Source organism: Acidimicrobiales bacterium, assembly GCA_041394265.1.
Classification (GTDB): domain Bacteria; phylum Actinomycetota; class Acidimicrobiia; order Acidimicrobiales; family SZUA-35; genus JBBQUN01.
Window position 1 is genome coordinate 180,230 of sequence record JAWKIO010000005.1, and the last position, 15,556, is coordinate 195,785.

Genomic DNA, 15,556 nt, shown 5'->3' on the forward strand with positions numbered 1-15,556 from the left:
GCAAACTATGCTCTCGGCCGTGACCGAGGGACCACATCCATCGCCTCCCGGGCGTCCACCTGCACCCGGAGCACCACAGCCGCCGATGGTGCCCACACCGCCCCATCGCTCGATCCGAGCGCAGGTGCCCGACGATTCGGCCCGGCGCATCGACCGACGAAAGCGGATCCGCAACGCGTTCCGCATCGTATGGGTGCTGTGGGCACTGGTCTGGCTGGCGGGAGGTATTGCTGCCGTCGCCGATCGCCCGGCGACCGAGTCGGCCGGCGAGACCGCGGCGTTCATTGCGTTCACCGCCGTCTTCGCACTGGGCCCGCTCGCTTGCCATCTCTGGTGGACTCGCAGCCACCCGATCACCGAAGCGGGCTCGGCCGCTGGCGCTCGATCTCACGATGACCTACTCCGGGCCACGCTCGTCCAGATCACCGAAGCCGCCGACGAGTTGAAGGCACGAGGCTGGTCGAGCAACGAGGACCGACGAGCCATCGCCGAGCGTGTGTCGCGGCTCGACGCGCTCGTCACCGCCGACGAAGTGTCGGTCCAACGCGGCGGATTGCGCTCACCGGTCATCGCCAATGAGATCGACCAGCTACGAGACCGAGTGCTCGGTCTCCTCGACGCAGCGATCAACAGCGCAGCGGTGGCGCCGGGCGATCGCGACCTCGACGACCGTTTGCAGGCCCAGCTCGACGCCCTGCACGCTCGACAGCACGCCGTCAACGAACTCGAGGGCCGCCCCCAGCCCGGCTACTGAACCGGCGCCGTCGGCGTCGTCGCCCACTCGACGTCGACCGGCGATTCGGCGGGGGCCGTGTTGCGTCGTCCCAGGTGAGCGAGCCGGAGCAGGATCACTGCCGACATCAGCGCTCCACCACCGCCGCCGATGCCGAGCGCCAGATCGCGTTGTGACCAGCCATAGACGAACCAGATGGCTGCCTCCCCCAGCGCCATCGTCCACGTTGCTCGGGCGATCCCGGAGACATCGTCGGCCCGCAGCGCGGCGACCACGGCGGGAGCGAACTGGATGGCGTAGATGGAGCCGATCGCCACGCCCGCCGATGCCCAGCCGCCGACGATCAGGAAGAGCAGCGGCACCGACGCAATCAACAGGCCACCCCGAACGACCAGCCGAAGGCTGCCCGACCCGTCGCATCGTCGCAGTTCCGAGGCGATCACGCCGTAGAGCGCGACGCCGACCACCGAAACCGGCAGCATGCCCCACAGCTGTTGCGAGACGCCGTAGCTCACCCACCACAGATTCATTGCGATGCCGACCCCGACCCACGACGGCGACACGCCGGCCGTCGAGTGATGCCGGCGGAGGTGGAGCACCTGCGGCACGATCATCCCCGCCCCCAGCACGTTCGCGACCAACACGGCCATCGCCAACACCACACCCGTCTCACCTGCCATGCCATCCTCCTCGAACGACGATCCGACGACGGACGAGCGATGGCCCGCCGTCGACGATTCAACCCAGTACGTAAGGAGCTATCGACACCTTGCTCCTAGACGTAAGGTTCTATCGGATCTTTGGTCCGCACGGCAACCTGGTTGGTACCATTGGTCCGTGTACGTAGGTTCAACGATCCAATCCGAGATCGCCATCACGATCGATGTCTCGTTCGAGATGGCGAACGCGCTGGCGGCCGGCGACCTCGACGCTCGGGCCATGCTGAGCGAAGCCGGCTTCACCCGGGCACCGACCGCGTCGGAAGCGTCGATGTCACGGCTGGTGGATCGGCTGGGTGAACTTCTTCCGCTGTTCGATCACCTCGCCGACGCCGACGACGCCCAGGCCACTCGCCGCATCAACGAACAACTCACCGAGCTCGCCGTCGCCCCGGCCGTCCAGAGCCACGACGGCATCGGTCCCCACATCCACTGGACGCCCGCCAACGCCACCTTCGACGACCAGGTCATCACCGACGTCGTGATGGCCCTGGCCCAGGAGATCTGCGACCACGGCACGCTCCGCTTCGGCCGCTGCGGCGCGGCCGACTGCGAGAACCTCTATTTCGACCAGACCCGCAATCACTCCCGCCGCTTCTGTTCCGACAGCCGCTGCGCCAGCCGAACCCACACCGCCGACCACCGCGCCCGACGACGCTCGGGCTGAGCCGATCAGCTCCGCAGCACCAATTCAGCTCCGCAGTGCCCCATCTGCTCCGCAGGCCGATCAGCTTCGCAGCACCAATTCAGCTCCGCAGTGCCTTGCGGGCGGCGTACAGCCGACGACCCGAGTCGCGTTCCTCGGCGATGTAGCGGCCCAGGAGGCCACCGGTGACCGGATCCAGGTTCTTGTCCTCGAACATGGCGTCGAACACATCCGGCCCACCCGGCTTGTTGCCGATACCGAAGGCCGAGAACTTCTCCCGGTCGGTCATCGAGGAGCAGGCCATGGCCATCCGGGCGTCGACCCGACCCGAGTCGGGCCAGCGGACCTCGTAGCCCAGCTCGAGCATGCGCTTGGCGAACGCCTTGCCGTGCTCGCCCTCACGCATGGCGACGAATCGCAGCGTCTCGGCCAGATCGGGGTCGTCGGTCGTTGCCGCCCAGCCGGTGAGGTAGCACTCGGCTTCGGTCTCGGCCACGGCGATGGCATTCAGCAATCCCAAGAAACTCGGCGTCGACGACGAACCTGCCCCCTCGCATGTTGTTGCGGTCTCGCCACCGCCGTTGCTCGATGCGTGCTTCTTCTTGTTCTTCTTGTTCTTCGATCCCATGCGGCATCTTGGCAGCTGACATCAACGGGAGAACAATCAGCTCCGCGCCAAATTGCGGAGCTTCGGCCGCAGTGTGAGGATGCTCGACGTGAGTGAGCAACAGGAACAGACCTCCGCCGCCACCATCACGACGCGCCGTCCCGACCACGAAGTCATCGTCATCGGCGCCGGCGTGGGCGGCATCTACCAGATCAAGCGGCTGACCGACCTCGGTGTCGATGCCATCGTGCTCGAGGGCGAGAGCGACCTCGGCGGCACCTGGTATCGAAACCGGTACCCCGGGGCACGGTTCGACTCGGAGAGCTACAGCTACGGGTTCTCCTTCTCGAAGGAACTCCTCGACGAATGGCACTGGAAGGAGCGCTTCTCCAGCCAGCCCGAGAACCTTCGCTACCTCAACTTCGTCGCCGACAAGTTCGACCTCCGCCAGTACATGCGCTTCGACACCAAGGTGCTCGCCATGCGCTTCGACGAGGGCGAACGGCTCTGGCACCTCGAACTCCACGATGGCTCCACCCTCACCTGCCGATTCGTCGTGACCGCCATCGGGCTGCTCTCGGTTCCGACACCCCCGAAGCTCGAGGGGATGGACTCCTTCGAGGGGCAGTCCTTCCACACGTTCCATTGGCCCGAGGAGCCCATCGACCTCACCGACAAGCGCGTGGCCGTCATCGGCACCGGGGCCACCGGCATCCAGGTCATCGGCGAGATCGCCGACAAGGTCGGTGATCTCACGGTCTTCCAACGCCGCCCCAACTGGAGTGCGCCGCTGAACAACAGTCTGATCTCCGACGAAGAGATGGCTGACATCCGCGAACGCTACGACGAGATCTTCGCCGAATGTGCCCAATCGCCCGGCGGCTTCATCCACTCACCCGACCGGCGAGGGTTCTACAAGTTCACTCGCGAGGAACGCATCGCTCGCTGGGACGAGCTCTACGACGGTTCGGGCTTCGGCATCTGGCTCAACAACTTCGCCGAGATCTTCGTCGACGAAGAGGCCAACGCCGAGTTCTCCGAGTACATCGCCGATCGGATCCGGCAGCGGGTCGACGATCCCGAGGTCGCCGAGAAACTGATTCCCCGAGATCACGGGTTCGGCGTGCAGCGGGTCCCCATGGAGACCAACTACTTCGAGGCCTACAACCGCGACAACGTGCATCTGGTCGACCTTCGAGAGACTCCACTCGAGCGCATCACGCCCACCGGCTTGCGCACCACCGAACGCGACTATGAGTTCGACGTCATCGTCTATGCCACCGGATTCGATGCGATCACCGGTGCCTTCGACAAGATCCGCATCGAGGGCACCGACGGGCAACTCCTCGCCGACAAGTGGCGCGACGGCCCGTCCACCTTCTACGGCACGATGATCCACGGATTCCCGAACCTGGTGATGATCGCCGGACCGCAGAGCGGCTCGGCCTCCACCAACTTTCCACGTGGCATCGAGACCGGCGTCGATTGGGCGACCGACTTCCTCCAGTACCTGTGGGAGCACGACCACACCCGAGCCGAGGCCACCGCCGAAGCCGAGCAGGCGTGGACTGAACACGTCAGCGACATGTACAAGATGATGCTGATGCGCAACGCCAAGAGCTGGTTCACGGGCTACAACTCGAACGTCGAGGGCCACGAGGAAGGCACGTTCCGCCACATGGTCTACAACGGCGGATACCCCAAGTTCTGCAGCCTCCTGGAAGAGGTCGCGGCGAACGACTACGAGGGCGTCGAGTTCGACTGATCCGGGACCTCGGCCTGCCGCACCGCCCGACAACCGCGACGGAAGTCCTGCTCACCCCCGACGGCTACACCCCGGCGGCCACCAGGCATGCCATGATCGTCGTCATGAATGGATCGACCATCACCGCCACCGCATCGCTTGTGCCATCGAGCACCATCCGCTGATGGCCTCGACACTGGTCCTCATCCTCCAGATCGTGTCGCTCGTGTTCGTCGCACGTGCCATCGTCAGCTGGTTCCCGATCCGCCCCAACTCACCGATCTATCCCGCAGTCGACCTGCTCTACCGCATCACCGAGCCGGTCCTTGCCCCGATCCGACGCCTCCTCCCTCCGACCTCCGGCGTCGATTTCTCCACGCTGCTCGTGATCCTCGGCATCAACTTCGTGCTCGTTCCCCTCGTCAGCCGACTCTGACCCCCGACCGGGATCGGCCAGATACCGACGTCAGTGGAACGCGCATCGACGGTGAGTTGAGCGATCGTTGACCGACACGGAATCTCCGGTCCATCTCCGCCGAGCACGGTGGAGATCGGACGCAGGAGGTCTCGCGATGACACAGACAGATGTGAGGATGGCATGGGGAAAGGTCGGCGATCGGCTGTCGTCGCTCGGGCTGAAGCTCAAGCTGCACGCCGAGCAAGAGTTCGCCGATGATGACGACGAGGTCACCGGAGCGCTCGACCGACTGGCCGAGGCCATCGATGACGCCGTCGACATGTTGACCAACGCGGCGACCGACGAGGCCGTGCAGCGAGACGTTCGCGACGCGGGGCGCCATTTCATCGACGCCGTAGCCACCACCGTCAACCAGGCGACGAGCCAGCTGCGCAGCAAGGCTTGACCGATCTCGTCGTCGACGCGGCGGAAGGGAGTGCACCAGGGACCGATGTCCCTGGTGCACTCGCGCGGAGCGTCTCACACTGGACACATGACCGATCGCAGCGTTGCAGCCGGCAGCTCCGAGACGCCGTGGGAGTTCCTTCCCGGCGACGACGAGGTCGATTCCTACGACGACAACGGGCCCGGGCCCGAGGAACGTGCGCTCCACGTGCAGCGCAAGAAGTCCCGGCGCCTGATCGGCGACGAAGACGAGCAGATCGTGCACTATCTCGATGACGAGGAGCCCGAACTTCCCGACCGGTCGGTGAGCCGTCGCCGCAGCAGCGACACCACGGCCGAGGTCGAGGAGTTGCTCGTCCGCCAGCACTACCTCGAGCCGGGCGACCGCTGAGCCCAGTGGCGCACGGCGAGCTTCTTCGTCTCGTCGACCACCAGAACGCTGGAACCCAGCGCCACACACATCAGCCACTGTCGAGGTGACAAGGGCGTGGTGCTGAACGCAGCGTTGAGGGCCGAGGTGTGCACCACCAGCCACTGGAGGAGCACCGAAGCAGCAACGGCGAGCCACAGCAACCGGTTGCCGAACAGATCGGCAAAGGCGCTGTGGCGCGCCGATCGGCTGCTGAAGCAATTGAACAGCTGGGCGAACACGAGGGTCGTAAAGGCGACGGTCCGAGCTGCGACGATGTCGCCGTCGCCCTCGATCCACCCGCCAGCCAGCGTGGCATCGAGCGCCACCAGGGTGGCGGCGCCCATCACCAGCCCGGTGAACAGGATGCCGAGCTGCATCTCGAGGTCGATCACCCGGTCGGTGAGCTGCCGGGGCGGCCGATCCATCACCTCACCGATCGGGGCATCGACACCGAGCGCCAGCGCGGGCGCCGTGTCGGTCAACAGGTTGATCCAGAGGATGTGCACGGCGAGCAGCGGGGCGGCGATCACCTCACCGGTGTCGTCAAGTCCGAGACGGCTAGCGAGCACGACACCGAAGAACATCGCTGCGACCTCACCCATGTTGGACGACAGCAGATAACGCAGGAACTTGCGGATGCTCTCGAAGATCGCTCGCCCTTCGGCCACAGCGGCGAGGATCGTGGCAAAGTTGTCATCGACGAGAATCATGTCGGCGGCTTCCTTGGAGACCTCCGTTCCCGCCTGCCCCATCGCGACACCGATATCGGCCGACTTCAGCGCCGGCGCATCGTTGACGCCGTCACCGGTCATGGCCACCACGCTGCCGTCGCACTGCAGCGCCCGAACGATTCGTAGCTTGTGCTCCGGCGCCACCCGGGCATACACCGATGTGGTCACCACAGCGGCAGCGAGATCGTCATCGGACATCGCATCGATCTGCGTCCCGGTCACCACCGAGGCTTGCGCCTCGACGATGCCCAACTGCTCCGCGATGCGCGCCGCCGTTCGCGGGTGGTCGCCGGTGATCATGACCACACGGATCCCTGCGTCGTGAGCGGCGGCGACCGCAGCCGCCGCCTCCGGGCGAGGCGGGTCGATGATACCGGCCGCGCCGAGGTAGACGAGCTCATCCTCGAGGGGCATCCCGCCGAGGTCGTCGGCATGGTCGAGATGCCGATACGCCACGGCCAGCGTGCGCAGCGCGTCGTCGGCCATGGCATCGACCGTCTCGGCGATCTGGCGTCGGCGTTCGTCGCTCATCGCCACCACGCGCCCGGCGCACCATTCGTGCGAGCATCGGTCGAGCAAGACGTCGGGCGCACCCTTGGTGACGACCAGAGGTCGACGCTCATCGTCACGATCGAGATCGACGGTGGTCATCAGCTTGCGCTCGGACGAGAAGGGCACCTCGTGGACTCGCCGGAACCGTCGCAGACGCTCCGATGTCAGCCCGAGCTTGGCCTCGGCGACGAGGAACGCCGCCTCGGTCGGGTCCCCGCTGATCGTCCACTCCCCCTCGACCTCGTTGGTTGCTGCATCGTTGGCGAGACTGCCGCGACCGACGACGAGCTGCACCTCGTCCCACAGTGGCCCCGGCGCCAGTGGTTCGCCGTGCCAACGCACCTGGCCTTCGGGTCGGTAGCCGACACCGGTCACCTCGACACAGCCTGACGCCGTGCACACCCGCTCGATCGTCATCTGATTCGTGGTGAGCGTGCCGGTCTTGTCGGAGCAGATGACCGACGCCGAGCCGAGCGTCTCGACCGACGACAGCCGCTTGACGATGGCGTTGTTCGCTGCCATCCGCTGCACACCGAGCGCCAGCACCACGGCGAGGATGGCAGGGAGGCCCTCGGGCACCGCTGCGACCGCCAGCGACACACCGACGAGGAGGACGTCCACCAGCGCCGCCCCCGAGTCGATGTCGGAGGTCACGAGAATGGCCACGATCACGACCAGGGCAATGGCAACGACGACGGCACCGAGGAAGCGACCGACTCGGGCAATCTCGAGTTGTAGTGGTGTCGGGTCGTCGTCGGCCTGTTCGAGCAGACCGGCGATGCGGCCGATCTCGGTGGACATGCCCGTGCCCGTGACCATCGCTCGGCCGCGGCCGACCGAGATGGCGGTTCCCGAGAACACCATGTTGGTCCGATCGCCGACGACGGTGGGACCGTCGACCACCGAAAGGTCCTTGATCACGGGCTGACTCTCACCGGTCAACGCCGCCTCGGCCACCATGAGCGTCTCGGCCTGGAGCAGTCGGGCGTCGGCGCACACCGTGTCACCTTCGCCGAGAAGCAACACGTCGCCGGGCACCACCGCGTTGGTCGGGATCTCGACGGTGCTGCCGTCTCGCACCACTCTTGCCAGTGGCGCGGTCATCTTCGCCAGCGCCGCCACCGCTGCCTCGGCCTTCGCCTCCTGCCAGAGCCCGAGCACGGCATTCACCACCACGATGACACCGATGACGCCGGCCTCGTACGGCGTGCCGCTCGCCCCCTCGAGGATCCAGGCGACGAGTGAGATCACCACGGCAGCGAGCAGGAGGAGCACCAGCGGATCGTCGAACTGGGCGATCATCCGGCGAAGCCACGACGGGGGCTCGACAGTCCTCAGCGCATTCGCCCCGACCGTCTGGAGACGTCGCTCGGCTTCGTCCGACGTGAGCCCGGCGCTGGCGTCACTGGCCAGGTCGGCGACAACGTCCTCCGCCTCTCGGGCCCAAGGGGCCGCGCCGGCAGACCCGATGGTCACGGGCGTGCCAGGTCGAGATCATCGAGGATCACACCGGCGATCCCTCGCTCCGACAGGTCGGCGAGCATGGCGTGGTCGGTGACGTTCCATGTGAAGACCGGACCCCGATGTTGCAGGCGCTCGAGGATCCGCGGTGACAGGAGTCGGCGGTGCACCACGATGCCATCAGTCTGCACGCGTGTTGGCAGCCAGAACAGCAGCAGTAGCTCGAAGCGATTCCCAACCGAGCGGAACGTGCGCAGGTTCGGGGTGCCGGTCAACCGACCGAGGAGCCACCACGACTTCGACGACACCACGATGGGGCGTTGTCCCGACTCGGCGAGTTCGAGCAAACGACTAGTGAGGTTCGTGGACACGCCCTTGAGGTCGAACCACAGTCCCGTGTCGGACCGGGCAGCGGAGAGGACTTCGTCGAGCTGCGGTGACACCGCGTCGCGGGGCAGCAGATACCAGCGCTCCCAGAGTCGCCGCGTTGGCCACAGTCGCTTTGCGTGCCGGACTTCCACCCGATGGCCTCGGTCCCGGTGGACGTCGAGTTCGATGAGGTCGGCAATCCCCTCGGCCGCTCGGAGCGCGACGGGATCGTTCCCGGCACGGTGGGCGACGACCTCCATGTCACTTCGCCGTCGCCAACTCGGGAACGAGGACGTTGGCCGAGCCGAGATCCATCGTCTTGGCGAAGTGCAGCTGCACACCGTCCTGCCGGGTTCTGAACCGGAACCAGACCGCTGCGATCCCGAGTGTCGCGGCGGTGAAGGTCGGCCCCATGAACGACTTGATGATCACGAACGTTGTCACCGACTGGGTGAACAACAACCACAGTGTGACCGCGGCGTTGGCCAGGCTGGTAGCCGCCCACAGCAGGGAGAGGCGGGCGAAGAAGAGCCGTAGCAGCGGGTGCTCCGCCGTCTCGGGATCGAACGGGCAGAAGTCGCCGGCGAGGCGCTCGGCCAGTGGCTTCCCCATCAACACGGAGGCGAGAAAGGCCACGCCCACCATGGCGGTGGTGATGGTCGGCTGAAGGAAGTAGACGACCAGACTGCCGGTGGCCAAGGCGAGGACGGTCTTCGCCGCCAGGCCGATGGTGCTGAGCAGGACGAGCCCCGGGACCTCACGCCCAGCACGACGGCGATGGATGACAACGGCCACCGACCACCCGAGCGCGGCGATCAGGGCTCCCGTCGTGCCGATCAGGCGCAGGAAGCTCAGGAAGAGGACCAGCGGGACCACCTTCCCGACGAGCACGTTCGGCCACGAGTGACGCAGGACCGCGCCGGGTCCGGGAATGATCAGCGGTTGCTGCACGGAGATTGCTCTTTTCATTCGTATCCGGCGGGGCCGGAGTGGGAGGAGCGCCAGGATCGAACCACGACCGCCTGCGCCTCGGAAAGGTGAACCAGGTTGACGTCGGTGTCGGAGGTGGTGAGTACGTCGGGGCCGGCCGATCCTTGCGAATCGAACACGATCTTCCCCGAGAGCGCGATGGTCGTCGGTTCGTCGGCCATGTTGACGATCACGGTCAACTCGCCACGTCGGAATCCGAGCAGCGAAGGCATCAGGTCATCGAGCCATTCCACCGCGGTGTTGGGGTCGGGGCAATGGTGCCGACGAGCGGCGAGAAGCGAACGGTGCCGCTCCAAGCTGCTTGCGGTTTGACCGGTTTGAGAAGCGACCGATCGCGACGGAGCGTCGGCGCTGAACGGGAGCCACATCTGTGATCCCCCGGTGAAGCCCGCCATCGGCCCAGTGTTCCACGGCATCGGAGTGCGGCAGCCGTCGCGTCCGGCGCTTGGTTCGCCCCCCACCCGATCCACCCGGTCGCCGGGGTCGATCCGGCCCTGCTCGAGCCCCAGTTCGTCGCCCTGGTAGATGAACGGAACGCCGGGCAGAAAGGCCATGAGCGTCGACAGCGCCAGTGCCCGGCGTCGCCCTCGCTCCCCGCCGCCGAATCGCGACACTGCCCGGGGCTCGTCGAGACTCGATACCTGCCATCCGATGCTGTTGTGGTTCGTCGTCAGCTGGACCGGTGCCCCGAGGACACGACGAAGCTCATGGGCCGACCACGGCACGTGCATCGGCTCGAGCCAGAGGCCGAGGTCGAGGCCGCCGTCGCCGAGCAAGCGAGCGAACCGCTCGGGATCGTCGACCGACACCTCGCCGATGAGGATGGCGCCGTACTCGTCGCAGATCTGCTTCCATCGTCGGAAGATGTCGCGTGTCTCGGGCTGCAGGATGTCGCGGTCGTGCTCGAAGGCCTGCCACTGGCGGATGCGGTCGTCGCCGGGGTCGAGCGAGCGTGTCTGCGGATTCGACCGGAGGTGTTCGTCCTTGACCAATCCCTGGGCCACGTCGACCCGGAATCCGTCGACGCCGCGATCGAGCCAGAACCGCAGGATCCGCTCGTACTCCCGACGCACTTCGGCATGCCGCCAGTTGAGGTCCGGCTGCTCGGCGTGGAAGAGGTGCAGGTAGTACTGGCCAACGCTCGGCTCGTAGGTCCATGCCGGTCCCCCGAAGTAGCTCACCCAGTTGTTCGGTGGGCCGCCATCGTCCGACGGGTCGGCCCAGACGTAGTGATCGTGCCACGGGTTCGACCGGCTCGCTCGGGCAGCAATGAACCACGGGTGCTGGTTGCTCGTGTGATTGGCGATCAGGTCCACGACGACCGCCATCCCGAGCGAGTGCGCGCTGTCGAGCAGTTCGTCGACGTCATCGAGGGTGCCGAAGCGTGCATCCACGCCGCAGTGGTCGATCACGTCATAACCGCCATCGACCATCGGCGATGGGTAGAACGGAGCGATCCACACCAGTCCGACACCCAGCCCACGGAGATGGTCGAGGTGGTCGATCACGCCCCGGAGATCGCCCTCGCCGTTCCCGTTCGTATCGGCGAACGAGCGGAGGTACAGCGAGTAGCCGACCACCCCATGTCCGAGCAGGCTCACGCCCCGCTCCGGCAGACGAGTGCGCAACGTAGACGACCGCACACCGATCCCTTCGTTCCATCGATGCCTCCACTCTGACAGTCCCATCAACACTTGGGACCCTGTTGTCGATCAACGCTCGCTCAACCCCACGTCACCGACGGCCTGTCCGCCCCGACGTGGGTCATGATCGAAGGGCAGAGCTTCGCTGTGGAGGTGCGTTCGACATGCGTGCACCAACGACCCGTCCGTCCGACAAGAGCTTCGACGCGGCCGTCACCGAGGCATCGGTCGATGAGCCGGTGGCCGAGGAACCCAGGTCCGACGAGCTCACGATCACCGACGAACCGGTGGTAATCGACGACGATCGCGATGGCGCTGAGCCCGAACTTCCCGAGGTCAACGGCTGGATCGAGTTGGCCAAACAGTCCCTCCTCGTGGGTCTCGCCGTCTTGTTCTACTTTGCGGTCCGCGGCATCACCGAGGGCTCGGCGGCGACGGCCATCCAACACGGCCGCGACATCATGGCGCTCGAGCAGCGGCTCGGTATCGCGCTCGAACCAGCGTCGCAAGACCATCTGGCCAGCCACCGGACGCTGACGACCCTGGCGAACTGGGTCTACATCTGGGGGCACTGGCCGGTGATCGTCGCCACGCTCGTGTGGCTCCACGAACGGCATCGCTATCACTACCTGCTGCTGCGCAACGCCATGTTCATCTCGGGCGCCATCGGTCTCCTGATCTTCGTCTCCTATCCTGTCGCCCCGCCACGACTGATCGGCGCCGGATTCGTCGACACCGTCACCGAGATGTCGACGTCGTACCGGCTGCTGCAGCCGCCCAGCCTGGTCAACAAGTACGCCGCGATCCCCAGTCTGCACGTCGGATGGAATCTGCTCGTGGGCATCGCCCTGTGGCGGGTCGGTACGACGTGGCGCCATCGGGTGATCGCGTCGGCGAGCCCTGTGCTGATGACGGCGGCGGTGCTGATGACGGCGAACCACTACTTGCTCGATGCCGTGGCCGGCGCCATCGTTGCCCTGATCGGGCTGCTCATCGCCCTACGCGTCACGCTGCCATTGGCAACTCGACACTGAAAAGGACATCCGGCCCTCCCGCATGCCGGCATCGTCGGCCATCGTGTGAAGGCGGAGGACCTGATGACCATCACCGACGAACGACGTTGCGAGCTGTGCGGCGACCGCGTCGACCTCTCGCCTGGCCGCTGGATCGAACTTCGACACACACGACCGGCCGACGCTCCGGGGCTGGCGGCGCTCTACGCCCGCCTCCGCCCCGAAGACATCTACCGGCGGTTCTTCACGACCACGGCGCCCGTGTCGCCGTGGTTCGAGAACTGGGCCGACATCGAGTCGAAGGGCGGGTTCGGCCTCATCGCCGTTCGCCACGGCGACGGCGACGGCGACGGGGACGGGGACGGCGAGCAGATCATCGCCGAAGCCGGCTACGCCAAACTCTGCGACGGCGACGGAGAGCTCGGCATCGCCGTCGATCCGGCGGCGAGGGGTTGGCTTGGCCCGTGGCTACTCGATGCGCTGCTCCGCCACGCTGCAGCCAGGGGCGTTCCGAACATCCAGGCGTTGGTGCTCTCGGACAACCGACGGATGGCAGCCATGGCAAACGCGCGGGGGGTGGCCACCATGAGCTCCGACGACTGGTCGACCACTCGGGTGTCGATGAGCACGACCGGGCGAGTCCCGTCATGGCCGGCTCAGAAAGAAACGGAGCGAACCGAGCGCAAGCCGCGCCTCCTCGTCGAGTCGGAGCGGTCACGCTGGCCCGGATCGCTCGACGCCATCGCCGCCGGTTTCGACGTGATGGTCTGCCGTGGCCCCGATGCCACTGCGCACGGCTGCCCGGTCGTGCGCGGTACGCCGTGCCCGCTGGTCGAGGGCGCCGACGTGGTGGTGCGGGTCCTCGATCCGGCGAAGCCGTCGACCGCAGCGCTCGTGCTCGAGACGCCCGTCGTTCATCCCAGCCTTCGCCTGGTCGACGGCTACCACCGTGACCCGGCGACGCATGAGCTCACACGTCGACCGGTGACCGAGCTGATCGAGGAGGCAACGGCCTCGCTCTCCGGGATCGCGCCGGCGACCGACGAGCAGCAGGTGTCTCAACCCATCGACGACTGATGCCCGACGGGGTGCACGATCATCACGGGGACGGTGGCCCGCTCGACCAGCCCCATGCTGGTACTCCCGAAGCGTTGACGGACCGCACCGGTGCCAGCATGGGTGGTGGCGACGAGCATCGCGGCGTGGCGCCGAGCCGCAAGGTCGACCAGCTCGTCGATCGCTTCCTCGCCATGCACGATCTCCCATGCCACCGGCGCCGGCTGATCGACCAGGCCATCGGCCAGCTCGCGCAGATACGAGCTTTCCGACACTCGTTGACCTCGTTCCTTGAGATGTTCGATGTGTTCGAGGGTGGCCGTCGGGATCACGGTCACGACTCGAACGGCCGTCTCGGCGGCGGCCGCCAACGCCAGACCGACCGCAACACCGTCCTCGGCCAGGCGAGTTCCGTCGAGCGCGACGATCACCTCGCCGGAGGCGTGGTAGCCCCGGGCACGAGGACCGATCAGGAGGAGCGGCGCCGATCGTCGCTGGACCAGACGTTCGGCGACCGAATCGTCGCCAAGCCATTGGCTGGCGTGGTCGGTGGCGAGGACGACCAATGTGTCACTGCCAGCCGCTTCGGCAATGGCGATGGCCACGTCCTCGTGGTCGAAGGCCTCGGTCTCGATCGTGACGGCAGGATGGTGGCGTCGAAGGTCGATCGCCATGTCGGCCACGGCGGACGGCGGGGCGTCGGCATCGCCATCGAGGGCGCCGATGTGGAGCAATGTGACCGGCAGGTCCCAGTCCTCGGCCAACTGCAGTGCCACACCGACTCCCCGATCAGATCGTTGATCGGCCATCACGGGCACGAGCAGCTGAGCGACCTCGTTGCGGTCGAACAGCCGAGGTGGTTGAGCGGACGTCGTGGCATTCATCGGGCACCCCCGGAGTTGTGGTGCCATCCATCCAAGCGGCGATCGCTCCCCCCGCCCAGGGACCTTGGCCCCTCCCCTCCTTTCTCGGAGCGTCGGACAATCGAGCAGAGGGCAGATCGAAACCGGACCCGCCGGCGAGCCGGGGGACGCAGAGGAGATGGTGATGACTACGAACCACGAGCACGACGCCGCCGGGCGCATGGCGATCGAGGTGGTGTCGTCCGCGGACTTCGACCAGACCGTGGCGGCGTGCCGCGACGCTCTGGCCGAAGAGGGCTTTGGCGTGCTCACCGAGATCGACATGGCGGCCACGCTCACGAAGAAGCTGGGCGGGGAGCACGAGCCCTATCTCATCCTCGGCGCGTGCCACCCGCCGAGCGCGCAGCAGTTGATCGGCACCTACCCGGCGCTGGGAGTGCTCCTGCCGTGCAACGTCATCGTCTCCCGCGAGAACGACGAGACGATCGTGCGGGCCATGGACCCTGCTGCCGTCGTGGCGGCGGTGCTGCGCTCGGCGCCCGACGCCGAGATGGATGACGTGGTCGTCATCGAAACCATCGCGGATGACATCGCCGGAAGGCTACGGAGCGCGCTCGCACGCCTGTGACGGGACGTCTCCGAGTTGAGAACTGCTTCCACCTCGAGAACGGAGAAGATCATGAAGCTCGACACCATCGTCGTCGGGTTCGACGGTTCGCCGACGGCATTGCGCGCCCTCGACACCGCAGCCCAGCTCGTCGCCGACACCGGCGTGGTCCACGTCGTCACTGCGTTCCGCCTGCCTTCGGCGGGCGACACCGCCGGCCTTCTGGCGCAGATGCCCGAGGAATTTCGCATCAACTACAACCCGACCGCAGCACCCGAGGCCGATCTGCTGCGGGCTGCCACGTTCCTCGCCGACCGCAAGGTCGACTGTCAGCCACACCTCGTTGACGACCATCCGGCGTCGGCGATCCTCGACATCGCCGATCAGGTCGATGCGCAGCTGATCATCGTGGGCAGCCGGGGCATGAGCCGCTCGACGAGGTTCCTGCGAGGCAGCGTGTCGACCCGGATCGCCAGTCACAGCGCCCGCAGCTTCATGGTCGTGCACGACGAAGAGTGAACTGGTGCTCGGGACAGAAAGAGGAGGCC

General features: G+C 66.6%; 17 protein-coding genes. 10 read left to right on the forward strand and 7 right to left on the reverse strand.

The window, feature by feature from the left end:
• The first annotated feature begins 19 nt into the window (after positions 1-19).
• On the forward strand, positions 20-754 hold the full coding sequence (locus R2733_00885; GenBank protein MEZ5375034.1) for a hypothetical protein: 735 nt from the start codon (positions 20-22) through the stop codon (positions 752-754).
• Here R2733_00885 and R2733_00890 read toward each other — a convergent pair.
• The gene (locus tag R2733_00890) at positions 748-1,413 is read right to left on the reverse strand and encodes a hypothetical protein (GenBank protein MEZ5375035.1); all 666 of its coding nucleotides are present in this window, start codon (positions 1,411-1,413) and stop codon (positions 748-750) included. The genes R2733_00885 and R2733_00890 overlap by 7 nt on opposite strands.
• A gap of 157 nt (positions 1,414-1,570) precedes the next feature.
• On the opposite strand from R2733_00890, the gene R2733_00895 reads away from it, so the two are divergent.
• Positions 1,571-2,119 (forward strand): CGNR zinc finger domain-containing protein, encoded by a 549-nt coding sequence (locus R2733_00895; protein MEZ5375036.1) that lies wholly within the window; start codon positions 1,571-1,573, stop codon positions 2,117-2,119.
• Between the two features lie 79 nt (positions 2,120-2,198).
• Here R2733_00895 and R2733_00900 read toward each other — a convergent pair whose 3' ends face one another.
• On the reverse strand, positions 2,199-2,726 hold the full coding sequence (locus R2733_00900; protein ID MEZ5375037.1) for a hypothetical protein: 528 nt from the start codon (positions 2,724-2,726) through the stop codon (positions 2,199-2,201).
• Positions 2,727-2,814: 88 nt separating this feature from the next.
• Here R2733_00900 and R2733_00905 point away from each other — a divergent pair, with 88 nt between their 5' ends.
• From R2733_00905 to R2733_00920, 4 genes are all read left to right on the forward strand, one after another.
• Entirely contained in the window at positions 2,815-4,470 is a 1,656-nt protein-coding gene (locus R2733_00905) for an NAD(P)/FAD-dependent oxidoreductase (protein MEZ5375038.1), read from the forward strand.
• 163 nt (positions 4,471-4,633) lie between these two features.
• On the forward strand, positions 4,634-4,885 hold the full coding sequence (locus R2733_00910; protein MEZ5375039.1) for a YggT family protein: 252 nt from the start codon (positions 4,634-4,636) through the stop codon (positions 4,883-4,885).
• A 136-nt stretch (positions 4,886-5,021) separates the two neighbouring features.
• Positions 5,022-5,312, forward strand: coding sequence for a hypothetical protein (locus tag R2733_00915; protein MEZ5375040.1), 291 nt, complete (start codon positions 5,022-5,024; stop codon positions 5,310-5,312).
• 87 nt (positions 5,313-5,399) lie between these two features.
• Complete coding sequence (locus R2733_00920) at positions 5,400-5,702, forward strand: hypothetical protein (GenBank protein ID MEZ5375041.1); 303 nt, start codon at positions 5,400-5,402, stop codon at positions 5,700-5,702.
• Here the strand turns inward: R2733_00920 and R2733_00925 are convergent.
• The 4 genes from R2733_00925 to R2733_00940 are packed head-to-tail and all read right to left on the reverse strand — an operon-like array spanning position 5,678 to position 11,427.
• Complete coding sequence (locus R2733_00925; protein ID MEZ5375042.1) at positions 5,678-8,482, reverse strand: cation-translocating P-type ATPase; 2,805 nt, start codon at positions 8,480-8,482, stop codon at positions 5,678-5,680. The two genes, R2733_00920 and R2733_00925, sit on opposite strands and share 25 nt — an antisense overlap.
• Entirely contained in the window at positions 8,479-9,096 is a 618-nt protein-coding gene (locus R2733_00930) for a hypothetical protein (GenBank protein ID MEZ5375043.1), read from the reverse strand. Before R2733_00930 ends, R2733_00925 begins: the two co-directional genes overlap by 4 nt.
• A gap of 1 nt (position 9,097) precedes the next feature.
• Positions 9,098-9,787, reverse strand: coding sequence for a VC0807 family protein (locus R2733_00935; GenBank protein ID MEZ5375044.1), 690 nt, complete (start codon positions 9,785-9,787; stop codon positions 9,098-9,100).
• 14 nt (positions 9,788-9,801) lie between these two features.
• Complete coding sequence (locus tag R2733_00940; GenBank protein ID MEZ5375045.1) at positions 9,802-11,427, reverse strand: alpha-amylase family glycosyl hydrolase; 1,626 nt, start codon at positions 11,425-11,427, stop codon at positions 9,802-9,804.
• A gap of 206 nt (positions 11,428-11,633) precedes the next feature.
• On the opposite strand from R2733_00940, the gene R2733_00945 reads away from it, so the two are divergent.
• Both R2733_00945 and R2733_00950 read left to right on the forward strand, forming a co-directional pair.
• The gene (locus tag R2733_00945; protein ID MEZ5375046.1) at positions 11,634-12,503 is read left to right on the forward strand and encodes a phosphatase PAP2 family protein; all 870 of its coding nucleotides are present in this window, start codon (positions 11,634-11,636) and stop codon (positions 12,501-12,503) included.
• 63 nt (positions 12,504-12,566) lie between these two features.
• A complete protein-coding gene (locus tag R2733_00950; protein ID MEZ5375047.1) occupies positions 12,567-13,559 on the forward strand; it encodes a hypothetical protein in 993 nt (330 codons plus the stop codon).
• Here R2733_00950 and R2733_00955 read toward each other — a convergent pair.
• Positions 13,541-14,422, reverse strand: coding sequence for a universal stress protein (locus tag R2733_00955; protein ID MEZ5375048.1), 882 nt, complete (start codon positions 14,420-14,422; stop codon positions 13,541-13,543). The genes R2733_00950 and R2733_00955 overlap by 19 nt on opposite strands.
• A 163-nt stretch (positions 14,423-14,585) precedes the next feature.
• Here R2733_00955 and R2733_00960 point away from each other — a divergent pair, with 163 nt between their 5' ends.
• Complete coding sequence (locus tag R2733_00960; GenBank protein ID MEZ5375049.1) at positions 14,586-15,029, forward strand: DUF302 domain-containing protein; 444 nt, start codon at positions 14,586-14,588, stop codon at positions 15,027-15,029.
• 51 nt (positions 15,030-15,080) lie between these two features.
• Positions 15,081-15,527, forward strand: coding sequence for a universal stress protein (locus tag R2733_00965; protein ID MEZ5375050.1), 447 nt, complete (start codon positions 15,081-15,083; stop codon positions 15,525-15,527).
• The last annotated feature ends 29 nt before the right edge of the window (positions 15,528-15,556 follow it).

Coding starts and splice junctions, on each gene's coding strand:
- R2733_00890 (MEZ5375035.1), bottom strand. CDS start 1,413: ATGGCAGGTGAGACGGGTGTGGTGTTGGCGATGGCCGTGTTGGTCGCG.
- R2733_00900 (MEZ5375037.1), bottom strand. CDS start 2,726: ATGGGATCGAAGAACAAGAAGAACAAGAAGAAGCACGCATCGAGCAAC.
- R2733_00910 (MEZ5375039.1), top strand. CDS start 4,634: ATGGCCTCGACACTGGTCCTCATCCTCCAGATCGTGTCGCTCGTGTTC.
- R2733_00915 (MEZ5375040.1), top strand. CDS start 5,022: ATGACACAGACAGATGTGAGGATGGCATGGGGAAAGGTCGGCGATCGG.
- R2733_00920 (MEZ5375041.1), top strand. CDS start 5,400: ATGACCGATCGCAGCGTTGCAGCCGGCAGCTCCGAGACGCCGTGGGAG.
- R2733_00930 (MEZ5375043.1), bottom strand. CDS start 9,096: ATGGAGGTCGTCGCCCACCGTGCCGGGAACGATCCCGTCGCGCTCCGA.
- R2733_00945 (MEZ5375046.1), top strand. CDS start 11,634: ATGCGTGCACCAACGACCCGTCCGTCCGACAAGAGCTTCGACGCGGCC.
- R2733_00950 (MEZ5375047.1), top strand. CDS start 12,567: ATGACCATCACCGACGAACGACGTTGCGAGCTGTGCGGCGACCGCGTC.
- R2733_00955 (MEZ5375048.1), bottom strand. CDS start 14,422: ATGAATGCCACGACGTCCGCTCAACCACCTCGGCTGTTCGACCGCAAC.
- R2733_00960 (MEZ5375049.1), top strand. CDS start 14,586: ATGACTACGAACCACGAGCACGACGCCGCCGGGCGCATGGCGATCGAG.
- R2733_00965 (MEZ5375050.1), top strand. CDS start 15,081: ATGAAGCTCGACACCATCGTCGTCGGGTTCGACGGTTCGCCGACGGCA.